At 35.5% G+C, this 14,146-nt stretch carries 15 protein-coding genes; 12 read left to right on the forward strand and 3 right to left on the reverse strand.

Annotated features, from left to right (window positions below):
* Positions 1–55: 55 nt before the first annotated feature.
* The 3 genes from AAEU33_RS15830 (at position 56) to AAEU33_RS15840 (ending at position 1,295) form a co-directional block, all read left to right on the forward strand.
* Positions 56–403, forward strand: coding sequence for a YtxH domain-containing protein (locus AAEU33_RS15830; RefSeq protein WP_172283107.1), 348 nt, complete (start codon positions 56–58; stop codon positions 401–403).
* Positions 404–485: 82 nt separating this feature from the next.
* Positions 486–794 (forward strand): phage holin family protein, encoded by a 309-nt coding sequence (locus tag AAEU33_RS15835; protein ID WP_345988704.1) that lies wholly within the window; start codon positions 486–488, stop codon positions 792–794.
* A 3-nt stretch (positions 795–797) separates the two neighbouring features.
* Complete coding sequence (locus AAEU33_RS15840) at positions 798–1,295, forward strand: phosphoribosyl-ATP pyrophosphatase (protein ID WP_172283110.1); 498 nt, start codon at positions 798–800, stop codon at positions 1,293–1,295.
* Between the two features lie 78 nt (positions 1,296–1,373).
* Here the strand turns inward: AAEU33_RS15840 and AAEU33_RS15845 are convergent, their stop codons facing one another.
* A complete protein-coding gene (locus AAEU33_RS15845; RefSeq protein ID WP_345988706.1) occupies positions 1,374–2,099 on the reverse strand; it encodes an RNA methyltransferase in 726 nt (241 codons plus the stop codon).
* On the opposite strand from AAEU33_RS15845, the gene AAEU33_RS15850 reads away from it, so the two are divergent.
* On the forward strand, positions 2,085–4,697 hold the full coding sequence (locus AAEU33_RS15850) for a BamA/TamA family outer membrane protein (protein WP_172283114.1): 2,613 nt from the start codon (positions 2,085–2,087) through the stop codon (positions 4,695–4,697). The genes AAEU33_RS15845 and AAEU33_RS15850 overlap by 15 nt on opposite strands.
* Here the strand turns inward: AAEU33_RS15850 and AAEU33_RS15855 are convergent.
* Both AAEU33_RS15855 and AAEU33_RS15860 read right to left on the reverse strand, forming a co-directional pair.
* Positions 4,694–5,311 (reverse strand): ElyC/SanA/YdcF family protein, encoded by a 618-nt coding sequence (locus tag AAEU33_RS15855; protein ID WP_172283116.1) that lies wholly within the window; start codon positions 5,309–5,311, stop codon positions 4,694–4,696. The genes AAEU33_RS15850 and AAEU33_RS15855 overlap by 4 nt on opposite strands.
* Entirely contained in the window at positions 5,308–6,432 is a 1,125-nt protein-coding gene (locus AAEU33_RS15860; RefSeq protein ID WP_345988709.1) for an iron-sulfur cluster-binding domain-containing protein, read from the reverse strand. Before AAEU33_RS15860 ends, AAEU33_RS15855 begins: the two co-directional genes overlap by 4 nt.
* A gap of 29 nt (positions 6,433–6,461) precedes the next feature.
* Here AAEU33_RS15860 and AAEU33_RS15865 point away from each other — a divergent pair, with 29 nt between their 5' ends.
* The 8 genes from AAEU33_RS15865 (at position 6,462) to AAEU33_RS15900 (ending at position 14,146) form a co-directional block, all read left to right on the forward strand.
* Positions 6,462–7,028 carry a redoxin family protein gene (locus AAEU33_RS15865; RefSeq protein ID WP_345988711.1) on the forward strand — a complete coding sequence of 189 codons (567 nt, stop codon included), beginning with the start codon at positions 6,462–6,464 and terminating at the stop codon, positions 7,026–7,028.
* A 23-nt stretch (positions 7,029–7,051) separates the two neighbouring features.
* Positions 7,052–8,023 (forward strand): iron ABC transporter permease, encoded by a 972-nt coding sequence (locus tag AAEU33_RS15870; RefSeq protein ID WP_306612093.1) that lies wholly within the window; start codon positions 7,052–7,054, stop codon positions 8,021–8,023.
* A 114-nt stretch (positions 8,024–8,137) separates the two neighbouring features.
* Positions 8,138–9,061: an ABC transporter ATP-binding protein gene (locus AAEU33_RS15875; protein ID WP_273647882.1), complete on the forward strand. Its 924-nt coding sequence runs from the start codon at positions 8,138–8,140 to the stop codon at positions 9,059–9,061.
* Positions 9,062–9,225: 164 nt separating this feature from the next.
* Positions 9,226–9,675, forward strand: coding sequence for a MarR family transcriptional regulator (locus AAEU33_RS15880; RefSeq protein WP_172283496.1), 450 nt, complete (start codon positions 9,226–9,228; stop codon positions 9,673–9,675).
* 62 nt (positions 9,676–9,737) lie between these two features.
* Positions 9,738–12,143 (forward strand): 3-hydroxyacyl-CoA dehydrogenase/enoyl-CoA hydratase family protein, encoded by a 2,406-nt coding sequence (locus AAEU33_RS15885; protein ID WP_172283126.1) that lies wholly within the window; start codon positions 9,738–9,740, stop codon positions 12,141–12,143.
* Positions 12,144–12,173: 30 nt separating this feature from the next.
* Complete coding sequence (locus AAEU33_RS15890) at positions 12,174–12,536, forward strand: four helix bundle protein (RefSeq protein WP_345988714.1); 363 nt, start codon at positions 12,174–12,176, stop codon at positions 12,534–12,536.
* Positions 12,537–12,576: 40 nt separating this feature from the next.
* Positions 12,577–13,755, forward strand: a complete 1,179-nt coding sequence (locus AAEU33_RS15895) for an acetyl-CoA C-acyltransferase (RefSeq protein WP_345988716.1) — start codon at positions 12,577–12,579, stop codon at positions 13,753–13,755.
* 34 nt (positions 13,756–13,789) lie between these two features.
* The gene (locus tag AAEU33_RS15900; RefSeq protein ID WP_345988718.1) at positions 13,790–14,146 is read left to right on the forward strand and encodes a four helix bundle protein; all 357 of its coding nucleotides are present in this window, start codon (positions 13,790–13,792) and stop codon (positions 14,144–14,146) included.

Below are 14,146 nucleotides of genomic sequence, written 5' to 3' on the forward strand. Positions count from 1 at the left end.
GTAATATTTAACAAAGTAAAAACTAATATTATTTAACTATTAAAAAAAACGAAAAATGTCTAGAAAAGGAAACAATACAGCAGGTATATTAGCGGGACTTCTAGCTGGAGCAGCAGCAGGTGTAGTACTTGGAATGCTTTATGCGCCAGAAGAAGGAAAAGAAACGAGAAAAAAGATTAAAACAAAAGCTAACGATCTTAAAGATCAGGCTAAAACAAAATACGGAGAAGTTTCTGAAAGAGTAAAAGATCAGTATGACAATATATCTTCTACTTTTAAAGAAACAGCAAACAGTGTTGCTCATACCGTAAAAGATGGATACGATAAATATAAAGATCAGATTGTTTCTAAAACTACAGATGTAGTAAAAGATGTAGAAGCAGAATTAAACGATCTTAAATAGTAATAATTTCAATTAATTTTTAAATTATGAAAGGGACTTTTTGCATTAAAGTTCCTTTTTTTGTAACTTTAAAGAAAAACAGATGATAGAAACTCTTAAAGAATATGCATCTAAGAGAATAGATCTACTTAAAATAGAAGCTACCGAAAAGTCATCACTCTCCGCAGGTATGATTACCTATCTGGTCATATTGCTTGTTGCTTTTGCTTTTTTTATTATTCTTTTCAACTTTGGAATTGCATTTCTTATCGGTAAAGCGTTGGACAACTACTCCTACGGATTCCTTATTGTAGCTGCATTTTACTTATTGATAATGATTCTTGTTGTTCTCTTTAAAAAGAGAATTGTAAATACCGTAGCGGACCAGGTTATTAAATTTTTAAATCATTAAACTATGAGCAGAAACTATGAAAGTCTGAAAGAATTAAGAATAAAGAAGAAGTTACTGAAGGCAGAACTTGATGATTTGGAAAACCTTCTTACATTCAAGAATACAAAAGAAAGTTTAAGCGCATTTACCAATGGTTTAACGGATCAATATCTTCAGGAAAAAGTAGATGAAGACGGTGATGAAAAAATAGTCCTGAGAAAGGATGTGATTGCTAAACAGCTTACTTCTGAGGTGAAAGATATGTTTATCAGCAAAAATACAGCAATGGGTATTGCAAGCTCAGCGCTCAAGGGTAATGCACTGGATGGTATCATCAGGTTAGGTGCCACTGCCCTTGTTGGAAACTATGCAAAGAAAAATATGCGTAGTTCTAATTGGAAAAAGAAACTGCTTGGTGTGGCTATGATTTATCTTGCGCCAATTGCATTAAAATTTGTCAGAAAAAAGCTTGAAAGTTATCAGAAAAATAAAAGTGTGTCCAGCATGGAGCAATTAATATAAAAATAACAAACCAGAGGTTAGAAGTTAGCTAAAGGTTATCTTTAAAATTTAATCCGGCTAACCTCTGACTTTTGGAATCTATTTAGAAAACAATTGTCCCAATATAATTCCGGCTGCCATAGATACATTAAGACTTTCCGTTGACTGAGAGGTACCAAACCTAGGAATACTAATACTTTTATGAAGCAACTTTTCCGTTTCCGGTCGCATTCCATTTCCTTCATTTCCTAAAATCAGGTTTAGTTTCTTAGGCTTCTCGAATTGGTATATATTTTCTCCCTCCATATCGGTTCCTATGTTTACATTCTCCGTATTCGAAAGATAATCGATAAGATTACAGTACACCATGTTCACTCTTGTAAAAGATCCCATACTTGCCTGAATCACTTTGGGATTATAAAAATCCACCGTATCTTCACTGCAAATAATTTGTTCTATCCCAAACCAATCCGCTAAACGGATTATAGTTCCCAGATTTCCGGGATCCTGAATCCCATCCAATACAATCTGTATATCCGGGTCTGCCATCTTTTTCTCAGAATTCATATAGCAAACGGCAACGGAATCTTTAGGTGTTTTAAGAAAACTGATCTTTTTCAGCTCATTTTCAGATATATGGATAACAGGAACGTCAGAAAATTTAATTTTCTCTGGATCTGTAGATAATATTTCTTTAATTTTAAAGTTAGAATTGGGAAGTTCACAAATGATTTTATTACCCTCAACCAAAAACAAATTGTATTTTTGTCGGAACTTCTTTTTATCTAAAGACTGTAAAATTTTTATTGTATGAGCTGTAAGCATTATAAGAATTCTCCTCAAAAATATTATAAAATTATATCATTTGCAACATTTGTTACTCTTCTTTATGCTTGTAGCACCACAAAGAAAGTTCCCGATGGCGAATATTTGCTTACGAAGAACACATTCACTTTTACTGATAAAAAAGAACCATTTGATGGAGAGCTAAAGGGTTATGTTCAGCAAAAACCCAATAAGAAGCAATTCCTTTTTATGCCTTTAGGCTTATTATTATACAACGCCGCCAATCCTAAATATGACACTATTCTTAATGAATACATGACCTACCCTAGCGAAATGCGAACGCAAAAGCTCAGGGATTCGCTCTTCATTAAATACAATATGAAAAGTAGTGTGGGAAAAAGCCTTTTATTAGACAGGTTATACCACAACTGGGGTTCACCTCCTGTTATCCTGGATCAAACAAAAGTGGAAAAAGGAGCCGAATCCATTGAAAAACGACTTACTTACAAAGGGTACTGGGATGCAGAAGTAAAGTTTAAAACCAAAATAGATTCTGCAGCAAAAAAAGCGGCTGTTACGTATTTCATTACACATAATGATCCTACTTATATTAAAGAATATTATTACAATATTCCGGATCCGGTTCTCCATAATCTTTACCAGCAGAAAATTAACGGAACCCTCATCAGATCCGGACAGGTACTTGATCAAACGGTTCTTGAAAAAGAAGTTACCAGACTTAATGAAATCATGAGGGATTATGGGTATTACAGATTCAATAGTGCCAATGATGAAATTTATTTTGTCGCCGATTCACTAAAAAGCAGAAAACAGGTTCCTCTGACCCTTGAAATTCATAAAGATTCTATTGACACTCCTTATAAAAGGGCAACTATTGGTAATATAGACGTAGCGATCGTTAATGAAGCATCAGAATACCGTAAAAATACAACCAAAGACAGCTTAAGAGGAATACGGTTCCATAAAGTTGATAATAAATACACAACCCGTTCTGTATGGAGAAATATCATAGTTGGAAACAAACAGATTTATGATCAGAAAAAGCTTGACCTTACCAAAAGGAATCTCCTCTCTATGAATAACTTTAGCATTCTGAAAGCAAAAGATTCTCTAAGACACGGAGGTGAAGGCTCTCCTAATGATAGTATTATTGATGTATTATATATACTTAAACCGCTTCCGAAATATGAATTAAAAGTAGGAACGGATATCAATTATTCGCAGTTATTAAATCTTGGGATTTCTCCCTCCATAGACCTTACTACCCGAAATGTTTTTAGAGGAGCAGAAAACCTTTCGACAAGTCTGGCGGGTACTTTTGGTTCTATCAGAAGCACCAAAGATATCAGTCAGCGTATATTAGCCTATGAATTATCAGCACAGGCTTCCCTGAATTTCCCAAGACTTTTACTACCTTTTGATTATTATAAATTGATTCCTAAAAGATACAGCCCTACATCATCAATTGTTCTGGGGGCTACTGTACAAAATAATATCGGTTTAGGAAGAGTTAACTTCAATACCGGCCTTAATTATCTCGCTACGGTTAATGATAAAGTATCCCATAGGCTGACCCTTTTTAATACACAGTTAAGTTTAACGAAGAATAAATCGGCTTATTATGATTACTTTACAAACGATCGTGATCTAAAAGATGAAATATTCGAGAATTACTTTCAAAACAGCCCGCAAGGTGCAGCAACGAAAGCCAAGCTTTTATCCGGACAGCTTTCAGTAGATGAAGTATCTCAACAGATTGTTACCGATAATGCCTACCGTAATTCTTTAGATCAGGCAGGTGCGGATCTTTTTACTGCATTTACAGGAATTCTTGTCAATAAAGACAGGCAAACCCAGGATGTTCTGATTTCGTCCATGATCTATAATTATGTGTATAACGAAATCGGTAAGAAGGATTATCCTAACGCTTTCTACTTTAATGGAAAGGTAGAGTTGGCTGGTAATATATTAAGCATTTTTAATCAAAAAAGAAATGATGGCGGAGGTGTAATCACAAGTCCTCAAAGAACAATTTTTGGAGTGCCTTATGCACAGTTTGTAAAATTTGATATTGACGTAAGAAAGTACTTTAAGTTTAACGGGAATCAGACTTTAGTACTTCGTCAGTTCGTAGGAGTAGGAATACCTTACGGAAACTCTTCATCGATGCCGGTTATCAGGTCTTATTTCAACGGAGGATCCAATGATATCCGGGCGTGGGTTGCTTTTGGAGGCTTAGGTCCTGCTGACTCTCAGATTGATGAAAGAGTTCGTACTTATATGACAGATAATTTAAAGCTTACTACAAATATTGAATATCGTCTGCCTTTCAACGATATGTATGAAGGGGCGCTGTTTACCGATATTGGGAATACCTGGAGTCTCAGGGATTATAATGATGGATACGGCGATGAGTTTAAATTCAATAAATTTTTAGGCCAGGTGGGTATCGGTAGTGGATTCGGATTAAGGGTAAATATTGCATACATCACTTTAAGGCTTGATTTTGCATATAAAATCTATGATCCTAATAAACCTACCGGTGACCGATGGAGATTCAAAGATTTCCAGCCTTTTAAACCTACATTGAATGTAGCGTTTGGATATCCTTTCTAATCAGGAGAAATTCCCAACAGGAAATAGACTACAGCGATCATTCTTGCGAAAATCTCCCTGAACTGATTTCTGTAGTAGCTTTCGGGTTTATTTACATCCTGTGCATCAAATCCCAGTGCATTCATATTATTGTTTCTTGCGAAAAATAGGGCCCGAAGGTTATGAAATCCCTGAGATACTATAATAACATTACTTTTTTTGTACACATCCTTACAACGTAAAATACTCTTATATGTATTGAAGCCTTTCGGATCTTCAATAATGATTTCTTCAGGAACTCCTTCCTGATAAACAAGATAATTTTTCATCGCAGCCGGTTCATTATAACCTTTGCTTTTTTCACCGCTTACAATTATTTTACGGATTTTCCCATGATGATACAATAATGCAGTAGCATCCATTCTTTTCGTAAAATAAGGATTGGATAGTCCGGATCTCATCTTAGGTGAAGTACCTAAAACCAGAGCGACCTCACGAGGTGGTATCTTTGATATTTTGGTATAGGTCCTCCCATTAGTAAGGGCAAAAACCCAGGCATTAGCCAAACATATCACTAGAATTCCAATTTCTATTGATGTGAGAATAAGATTGAATATGTTTTTTACAGCTCTCAAATGAGATCAAAGTTAAGCTTTATTTTCTTTGTTTTTGCTATAGACATGCATGCTAATATTTTCCCTTGCAACTCTTCTTTTTCCGTTAAATATTCATTCTCTAGTAATTCAACTTCTCCTTCTTCCAAATAACATTCACAACTTCCGCAAATTCCGGATTTACAGGAATAAGGAACAGGAAATTTCTGAACCAGCAATTGCTGCAGAATTTTATCCTTGTTATCCGGAAGATGGGTACTGTAGTCTTTTCCTAATATTTTAAAATCGATTTCCACATTTTCAATCAACGGAAACTCTTTTTCTATAGGATAAATATCATCATTAAACTCTTCAAAAAGTTCAAAATGAATATTTTTTTTCGGGATTCCATGATGGTAGCAGGCATTGGCCAGTGTTTTTATCATCTCCCCTTTTCCACAGATCAGAACTTCATCTACTGCATCCCAGATGGTGGATTCTTCGTCTGTATCATCAAGGTGCAAAATCTGATTGATAATCAGGTTTAACTTTTTCGCATCTAGCCTTCCATAAAAAAGCTGATCCGGTGTTTTTTCCTGCGAAAAGAAATAAAATATCTGTAATCTGTCGCCATAAGTTCTGGCCAGATTATCCAAAAGATCCCGGTAGATTAATTCGTCAGAATTTTTATTTCCGAAAAACAAAAACAGTCGCGTTCTGGGCTCATTATGAAGAATATTTTTGAAATGGCTTAACACAGGGGTTATCCCGATTCCTGCAGCAAAACCGACTATCGTTCTGAATTCACTGGGTTTAGATATTAAAGTAAATCGACCTCCCGGTTCACTTACCAATAGTTCATCTCCAACCTTATAATTTTTAAACAGTTCTGCTGTTGCTCCTACAGGAGAATTTACTTTTATGCCCAGGCTTATTTTTTTCTCGTAAGGAGCCGATGTCATTGAATAATCATTGATGATATCTTTTCCATGGGACTGAAATTTAATACTGACAAACTGACCCGATTCAAATTCAAAATTCTTCTGTAAATTCCCGGGAATCTCAAATTCCAGGGAGAAAGTATTTTTGGTCAGTTCTTCCTTTTTCGCTATTTTTAACCAATGAAACGTTGTAAGTTTCCCTTTATAGATTTGTTGTTCCATACTTCAAAATCAAAAATACTAAAATAATTATGAAGAAGATCATTTTATCAACCCTAGTTATATTTGTGCTGACCAGTTGTAAAAAAGAAAGTTCAAAAACTGATGACAAAGGGATATCCCAGGATTCAGTAGCTGTTGCAGAAAATACTACTTCTGCTGATCACACAGCTTATATTTCAAAAGAAATTTCTCCCGAAAATATTGGAGACTATCTGGCAAAAAATAATGACACACTGTATGTTACTAATTTCTTTGCCACTTGGTGTGGGCCATGTATTCAGGAAATTCCACATTTCAGAAAAAAAATGGAAGAACTGAAAGGAAAACCTGTAAAGTTTACTTTTGTTAATCTGGATAAAAAGTCTGATTGGAGTACTGCAGTTAAAGATTTTGCAGAAAAAAATGATCTTGCAAAAAACATAATCTTACTGGATGGCCAAAAGCTTGATGAGAATTTCTTTCCGAAAAATTTTAAAAAATGGGACGGTGGTTCTATCCCTTTTACTTACATGAGAAAAGGAGCGAAAACTGATGAATACCTTGGAATGATGAATGAAGAACTTTTAAATTCTAAGATCGATTCATTCTTAAAATAAATTGTACAGAATCACTTCTGAAAATGTCAAAAAAATTCAAAATCCTGTGTTTTTTATTTATAATCGCCATTATTCTGGCTGCGGTTATTAATCTGAATACAGGATTTTTAAGTTTAAACCTAAAGGATTTTTTTTATAGCTCAGCCAACGGCCAGATTGCAGATATTCGTATCAACAGGGTTTTGGTAATGCTTTTAGCAGGAATTTCCATTCCCACTTCAGGGTTTCTGATGCAGGAATATTTCCAGAATCCATTAGCAGGGCCGGATATATTAGGTATTACTTCCGTAGCTAGTTTATCTGTTTCATTTTATATTTTCTTTTCACATGATATTCTGCTTCCGGATTATCTCCAGAACAGTTTCCTGAGCTTATCAGCGATTATCGGCAGTTTCTTCCTGATGATCGTACTTTTATCCATTTCTAAGAAATTTCAGGACAAATCTTATCTTATTATCTTCGGGTTTTTAGTTTCCGCACTGGCCGGAGCAATTGTTTCTTTACTTCAGTTGTATGCAGAAAATCAAAGTCTGAAAAATTATATCCTATGGTCTTTCGGCGCAAATAATATGGTCACCAGAAACCAGATCCTTGTATTATCTGTTTTGGTTATTGTCGGCTTATATATGTCTTTTAAAACCATTAAACCATTAATTGGAAATTCCTTGGGCAGTTCCTATGCACAGAGCCTTGGAGTAAACTTGCATCATTTAAAGCTGTTCATCATCATAGCCGCTTCGCTCCTATCAGCATCTATAACGGCATTTTTGGGGCCTATTTTGTTTATAGGCATTATTGTTCCTCATTTTTGCAGACTTATTTACAATCCTGCAAAACTCTGGCAGCAGTGGATCTTGAATATGATGCTGGGAATGCTGATGATGTTACTTTTTTCAATTATTGCAGAGAAAAGTCAAATTCCGTTGAATGTGATAAGTTCTATTTTTGGAATCCCCGTTATCCTTGTGATGCTTTTGAAGCAGAATAAAGTTTAATTCGTTAATTGCAAAAGACACAAAAATTAAGATAAATACTGTATATTTTTAAGACGCATGAAAACTGGATATAGATAAATTTCATTGCTTCTATACAAATACCAAAAACAAAAAATGCATCTACAAATCAAACAAGCCCATATTGGTTATAATACCACCCTGATTTCAAATACTAATACCCATTTGAATTTAGGAGACGTATGCTTGTTGATTGGAAACAATGGTGTAGGAAAAACCACTCTGATTAAATCAATTTTACATCAGATACCACTATTACAAGGAGAAATTTTAATAAATGGTAAGAATATAAAGAAACTGTCTGTTAAAGAAATTGCAGAGAATATTGCCATTGTTTTTTCTAAGGCGGTTATTCCACAAAACTATACGGTGGAAGATCTTATTTCGTTAGGAAAATATATTTATTATCCATATTATTTTGAATTAAAAAAAGAGGACAGAGATGAAGTTTCACATATCATCAGTGAACTGAATTTGAATCAGTATAAGGATATACTCCTGAAAAATCTCTCTGATGGAAATCTTCAGAAAGCATTTATTGGACGTGCTTTAACACAAAACTCCCCTATTATTATTCTGGATGAGCCTACCACTCATCTTGATGAAAAAAATAAGATTATCATCCTTAAAACATTACGCAGACTGGCAAAGGAACAAAACAAACTTATCCTTTTTTCTTCCCATGACTGGCGGCTGGCAAAAGAATTTGCTGATAAGATATGGTACGTAAAAGACAATCATTTGTATTCAGGGATTGTTGAAGATATCCTCCTCCAACATGATGAACTGACCAACGTTTCTTTATTTCAGGTTAACGAAAGTTTTGTAGCACCGGAAATTTCTGCTCCTCCGATTTATAAGGAGATGCTGTATTCACTGCTTCAAAAAAACTTTCAAAAAGACCTCTCATCTTTTAAATTTGAGTTTCAAAACAAGTTTTGGGTAATTTATTACCATAACACAAAACATCAATGTGAATCATTCGAAGAAATCATTGATTCCATCAGAAACATTCATTAATACGCACTTTTTATTACTTATTTCACATACTATGCATGCATAGTATTATGCTAATCATACAATTTAATCGATTTACTATCAGATTGTTAACAAATTTTAACGTTAATAAATACTATGCATGCATAATATTTGCTAAATTTGATAAAAACCTATTACCAAAAATGATGGATAACAACAAAGAAAAAATAGAAAATGTAGATCTGGTTCTAAAACAAACCTGGCTTGCTGTATCCAAAATGTTCACAGAACTTGCCCAGGAGCACGATTCTACAGCCGTTCAGGCGCTCACACTTCTTAAAATAGATCCTAAAGAAGGGACAAGAAGCACAAATTTGGGACCCAAGATGGCCATTGAGCCTACTTCTCTTACAAGAATTATAAAACTTCTGGAAGATAACGGCTATATCTATAAGGAGAAAACCACTACCGACAAAAGAGAGGTTATCATAAAACTTACAGACAAAGGGCTAAACTCAAGAAATCTTTCAAAAGAAGTGGTCTTAAGTTTCAACAAAAGGGTCATGGATAAAATTGCTCCGGAAAAAATGGAAATTTTTAAGGAAGTAATGAATGAAATCATGAAAATTGCCAACGATCTGAATAACAGAAAATAAATTAACATACAACCGAAAGGTTACGTCTGACCCAATAAAAATAAATAATAAATAGTTTACAGATGAAAAGAAGAATCAAACACGTTACGGTTCTTGGTTCAGGAATCATGGGAAGCGGTATCGCAGCTCACTTCGCCAATATTGGTGTGGAAGTTTTGCTTTTAGATATTGTTCCCTTTGAATTGACTGAAGCAGAACAAAAAAAAGGTTTGACCAAAGATGATAAAGCAGTAAGAAACAGAATTGCTGCAGAGAACTTTGAAAAACTTAAAAAAGCGAGTCCTGCACTACTCTATTCTCCAAAATTTGCAGATAGAATCAAAGTAGGAAATTTTGATGATGATTTACAGAAAATAAAAAATACAGACTGGATTATTGAAGTGGTCGTTGAAAGACTGGACATCAAAAAATCTGTCTATGAAAAGATTGAACAATTCAGGAAACCAGGAACTTTAATTTCTTCTAATACATCGGGAATTCCTATCCACTTATTAACGGAAGGAAGAAGCGATGACTTCAAGAAGTATTTCGCAGGAACCCACTTCTTCAATCCGGTACGTTATCTTCCTCTTTTGGAAATTATCCCAACCAATGATACGGATCCCGAGATCGTTGATTTCTATATGAACTACGGAGCTAAGTTCTTGGGTAAAACTACGGTTTTGGCAAAAGATACACCGGCATTCATTGCCAATAGAATCGGGGTATTTTCCATGATGGACCTTTTACATAATGTACAGAAGTTAGGTCTTACCGTTTCCGATGTAGATAAATTAACAGGACCGGTGATCGGCCGTCCAAAATCTGCAACCTTCAGAACAGCGGATGTGGTAGGTTTGGATACTCTGGTTATGGTAGCTAACGGTGTACGCCAAAGTGGTTCAGAAGCCAATGACTTTAATGATGTGTTTGCGCTTCCGAATTATATCCAGAAAATGATGGATAATAAATGGTTAGGCTCTAAAACACAGCAAGGATTTTACAAGAAAGTGAAGAATGCGGATGGAAAATCTGAAATTCACGGATTAAACCTGGATACTTTAGAATATGAACTTCAGGGAAAATCATCTTTCCCTACCCTTGAGCTTACTAAAACCATTGATAAACCTATCGACAGATTCAAAGTTTTAATCGGCGGAAAAGATAAAGCAGGAGAATTATACAGAAAATCTTTGGGTGCGTTATTCGCTTACGTATCTCATAAAGTCCCGGAAATTTCTGATGACATCTATAAAATTGATGATGCCATGAGAGCCGGTTTCGGATGGGAAAACGGCCCGTTTGAGATCTGGGATGCCGTAGGTATTCAAAAAGGTATTGAACTTGCGAAAGATGCAGGCTATGAGGTTTCCGATTGGGCTAAAGAATTGGCGGAAAAAGGACAAACATTCTATAAAGTTAATGATGAAGGTCAAAGTATCTATTATGACAAGAACTCAGGAAATTACAACAATATCCCGGGTCAGGATGCCTTCATTATTTTAGATAATATCAGAAAGAATAAAACGCTTTGGAGCAATTCAGGTTCAGCTATTGAAGATCTGGGAGACGGAATTATCAATTTTGAGATCCGCTCCAAGATGAACTCTCTTGGCGGAGAAGTTCTTGACGGACTTAACCGTGCGATCGACTTAGCTGAAAAAGAATACGATGGTCTTGTAATCGGTAACCAGGGGACCAACTTCTCGGTAGGTGCCAATTTAGCTATGATCCTTATGATGGCTATCGAACAGGACTGGGATGATCTGAATATGGCTATAGCTTATTTCCAGAAATCAATGATGAGAGTTCGTTATTCTTCAATTCCTGTCGTAGTGGCTCCTCATGGAATGACTCTTGGTGGCGGCTGCGAAATGACCATGCACGCTGACCGTGTAGTTGCTGCTGCGGAAACTTATATCGGCCTGGTAGAAACCGGAGTTGGTGTAATTCCTGGTGGTGGTGGTACTAAAGAATTAACTTTAAGAACTTCAAGAGAATTCCACACCGATGATGTGAAAAATAACAGATTACGCGAAGCTTTCATGAACATTGCCATGGGTAAAGTAGCAACTTCAGCCTACGAAGCTTATGATATGGGAATCCTTGAAAAAGGAAAAGATATTGTTTCCGTAAGTAAAAACAGACAAATTGCAGAGGCTAAAAAGATTGCAAAATTATTAGCAGAGCAAGGATACACACAACCTATTGAACAAAGCGTAAAAGTTTTAGGAAAAGATGCATTGGGAATGTTCTATGTAGGAACAGACCAGATGTTAACCGGAAACTTTATTTCTGAACACGACAAGAAGATCGCAGATAAACTGGCCAATGTAATGGTAGGTGGGAATCTTTCCGAACCAACTGTTGTAACCGAACAATACCTGTTGAATCTTGAAAGAGAAACTTTCCTTCAACTTTGCGGAGAAAGAAAAACCCTGGAAAGAATACAGTACATGTTGCAGAACGGAAAACCACTTAGGAATTAGAGGTTAGATATTAGATGTTAGAGGTTAGAGATGAAAGCACATAAATTACATAATCTGCTAATTTGGAAAAAATCAATGGCTTTAGTAAAGGAAGTTTATCTTTTAACAGAAAAACTACCTTCAGACGAAAAGTATGGGCTTATTTCCCAGATAAGAAGATGTGCTATTTCAATCCCTTCTAACATTGCCGAAGGTGCAGGAAGAAATAATGTAAAAGAATTTAATCAATTTTTAGGTATTGCCACAGGATCCAGTTATGAACTTGAGACACAATTACTATTATTGGTTGATTTACATTTTAAAAATCAAGATGAAATTGCTCCTTTATTAGATAATCTAAATGAAATTCAGAAGATGATTTATAAGTTCAAAAATAATTTAACATTAGGTTAGAAATCTAAATTCTAACCTCTAAATTCTAACTTCTATTAAAATGAAACAAGCATATATAGTAAAAGGATACAGGACAGCGGTGGGTAAAGCGCCTAAAGGTTCCCTTCGCTTTACACGTCCGGATGTAATGGCGGCTACAGTAATTGAAAAATTAATGGCTGAGCTTCCGCAATTGGATAAAAACAGGATTGATGACCTTATCGTAGGAAATGCAATGCCTGAAGCTGAGCAGGGCTTAAACGTAGCCCGCCTCATCTCTTTGATGGGATTGAATACGGATAAAGTTCCAGGTGTAACTGTAAACAGATATTGTGCATCAGGAAGTGAGGCAATTGCTATTGCTTCAGCTAAAATTCAGGCCGGAATGGCGGATTGTATTATTGCCGGTGGTACTGAATCAATGTCTTATATTCCTATGGGAGGATACAAGCCCGTTCCGGAAACTGATATTGCCAAAACAAACCCTGACTATTATTGGGGAATGGGTTATACTGCGGAAGAAGTGGCAAAACAATATAAGATCACAAGAGAAGAACAGGATCAGTTCGCTTTTGAATCTCATGTGAAAGCTTTAAAGGCTAATGCTGAAGGTAAGTTTGCCAATCAGATTGTTCCCCTTCCTGTAGAATATAATTTCCTGGATGAAAACCAGAAGATGCAAACCAAAAAGTTTGATTTTTCTGTTGATGAGGGACCAAGAAAAGATACTTCTTTAGAAGGTTTGGCCAAACTAAGACCTGTATTCGCCAACGGAGGAAGCGTAACAGCCGGAAACTCTTCTCAGATGAGTGACGGAGCTGCTTTCGTAATGGTTATGAGTGAGGAAATGGTAAAAGAGTTGGGTTTACAGCCGGAAGCAAGGCTTGTTGCCTATGCTGCTGCAGGACTTGAGCCTAGAATCATGGGAATGGGACCTATCTATGCTATTCCAAAAGCACTAAAACAAGCAGGCCTTGAATTAAAAGATATCGAATTAATTGAATTAAATGAAGCTTTCGCTTCCCAGTCAGTTGCCATCAAAAAAGAATTAGGTCTAAACCCTGATATCCTTAATGTAAACGGAGGAGCAATCGCTCTGGGGCACCCTCTTGGATGTACCGGAACAAAGCTTACTGTACAGCTTCTGGATGAAATGAGAAAACGCGGAAATAAATACGGTATGGTTTCAATGTGTGTAGGAACCGGACAGGGAGCAGCAAGTATTTTTGAATTATTATAGATAAAAGAAAAAAGAATAAAGAGAAAAGACTTTGATGAAGCATAACTTTAAGAATTTAAATATCTGGAAATTGGCAATTGAATTAGCTAATGATGTTTATATACTTACTGATATTTTTCCAAAAAGTGAAGAATTTGGGCTAAAATCTCAAATTAGGAGATGTTCAGTTTCTGTTCCTTCAAATATAGCTGAAGGTTCAAGTAGAAGTTCCAATAAAGATTTTAATCGCTTTTTAGAAATGAGTCTTGGCTCTCTTTATGAATTACAAACACAGATTATCATTTCTTCCAATAGAAGTTATTTTGATTTGTCCCAACTTAAAAATATAGAAAATAAAATTACAGAATTACAGAGAATGATTTCTGGCTTTCAAAAGAACTTAAAGTTGTAA

The sequence above is a fragment of the Chryseobacterium sp. Chry.R1 genome, from assembly GCF_039645525.1.
Taxonomy (GTDB): Bacteria; Bacteroidota; Bacteroidia; order Flavobacteriales; family Weeksellaceae; genus Chryseobacterium; species Chryseobacterium proteolyticum.

What these genes read in the sequence shown, in the direction of transcription:
- AAEU33_RS15885 (WP_172283126.1), top strand. Translation starts at nt 9,738, where the DNA reads ATGAAAAGAAGAATCAAACACGTTACGGTTCTTGGTTCAGGAATCATG.
- AAEU33_RS15835 (WP_345988704.1), top strand. Translation starts at nt 486, where the DNA reads ATGATAGAAACTCTTAAAGAATATGCATCTAAGAGAATAGATCTACTT.
- AAEU33_RS15890 (WP_345988714.1), top strand. Translation starts at nt 12,174, where the DNA reads ATGAAAGCACATAAATTACATAATCTGCTAATTTGGAAAAAATCAATG.
- AAEU33_RS15840 (WP_172283110.1), top strand. Translation starts at nt 798, where the DNA reads ATGAGCAGAAACTATGAAAGTCTGAAAGAATTAAGAATAAAGAAGAAG.
- AAEU33_RS15830 (WP_172283107.1), top strand. Translation starts at nt 56, where the DNA reads ATGTCTAGAAAAGGAAACAATACAGCAGGTATATTAGCGGGACTTCTA.
- AAEU33_RS15895 (WP_345988716.1), top strand. Translation starts at nt 12,577, where the DNA reads ATGAAACAAGCATATATAGTAAAAGGATACAGGACAGCGGTGGGTAAA.
- AAEU33_RS15870 (WP_306612093.1), top strand. Translation starts at nt 7,052, where the DNA reads ATGTCAAAAAAATTCAAAATCCTGTGTTTTTTATTTATAATCGCCATT.
- AAEU33_RS15865 (WP_345988711.1), top strand. Translation starts at nt 6,462, where the DNA reads ATGAAGAAGATCATTTTATCAACCCTAGTTATATTTGTGCTGACCAGT.
- AAEU33_RS15845 (WP_345988706.1), bottom strand. Translation starts at nt 2,099, where the DNA reads ATGCTTACAGCTCATACAATAAAAATTTTACAGTCTTTAGATAAAAAG.
- AAEU33_RS15880 (WP_172283496.1), top strand. Translation starts at nt 9,226, where the DNA reads ATGGATAACAACAAAGAAAAAATAGAAAATGTAGATCTGGTTCTAAAA.
- AAEU33_RS15900 (WP_345988718.1), top strand. Translation starts at nt 13,790, where the DNA reads ATGAAGCATAACTTTAAGAATTTAAATATCTGGAAATTGGCAATTGAA.
- AAEU33_RS15860 (WP_345988709.1), bottom strand. Translation starts at nt 6,432, where the DNA reads ATGGAACAACAAATCTATAAAGGGAAACTTACAACGTTTCATTGGTTA.
- AAEU33_RS15875 (WP_273647882.1), top strand. Translation starts at nt 8,138, where the DNA reads ATGCATCTACAAATCAAACAAGCCCATATTGGTTATAATACCACCCTG.
- AAEU33_RS15850 (WP_172283114.1), top strand. Translation starts at nt 2,085, where the DNA reads ATGAGCTGTAAGCATTATAAGAATTCTCCTCAAAAATATTATAAAATT.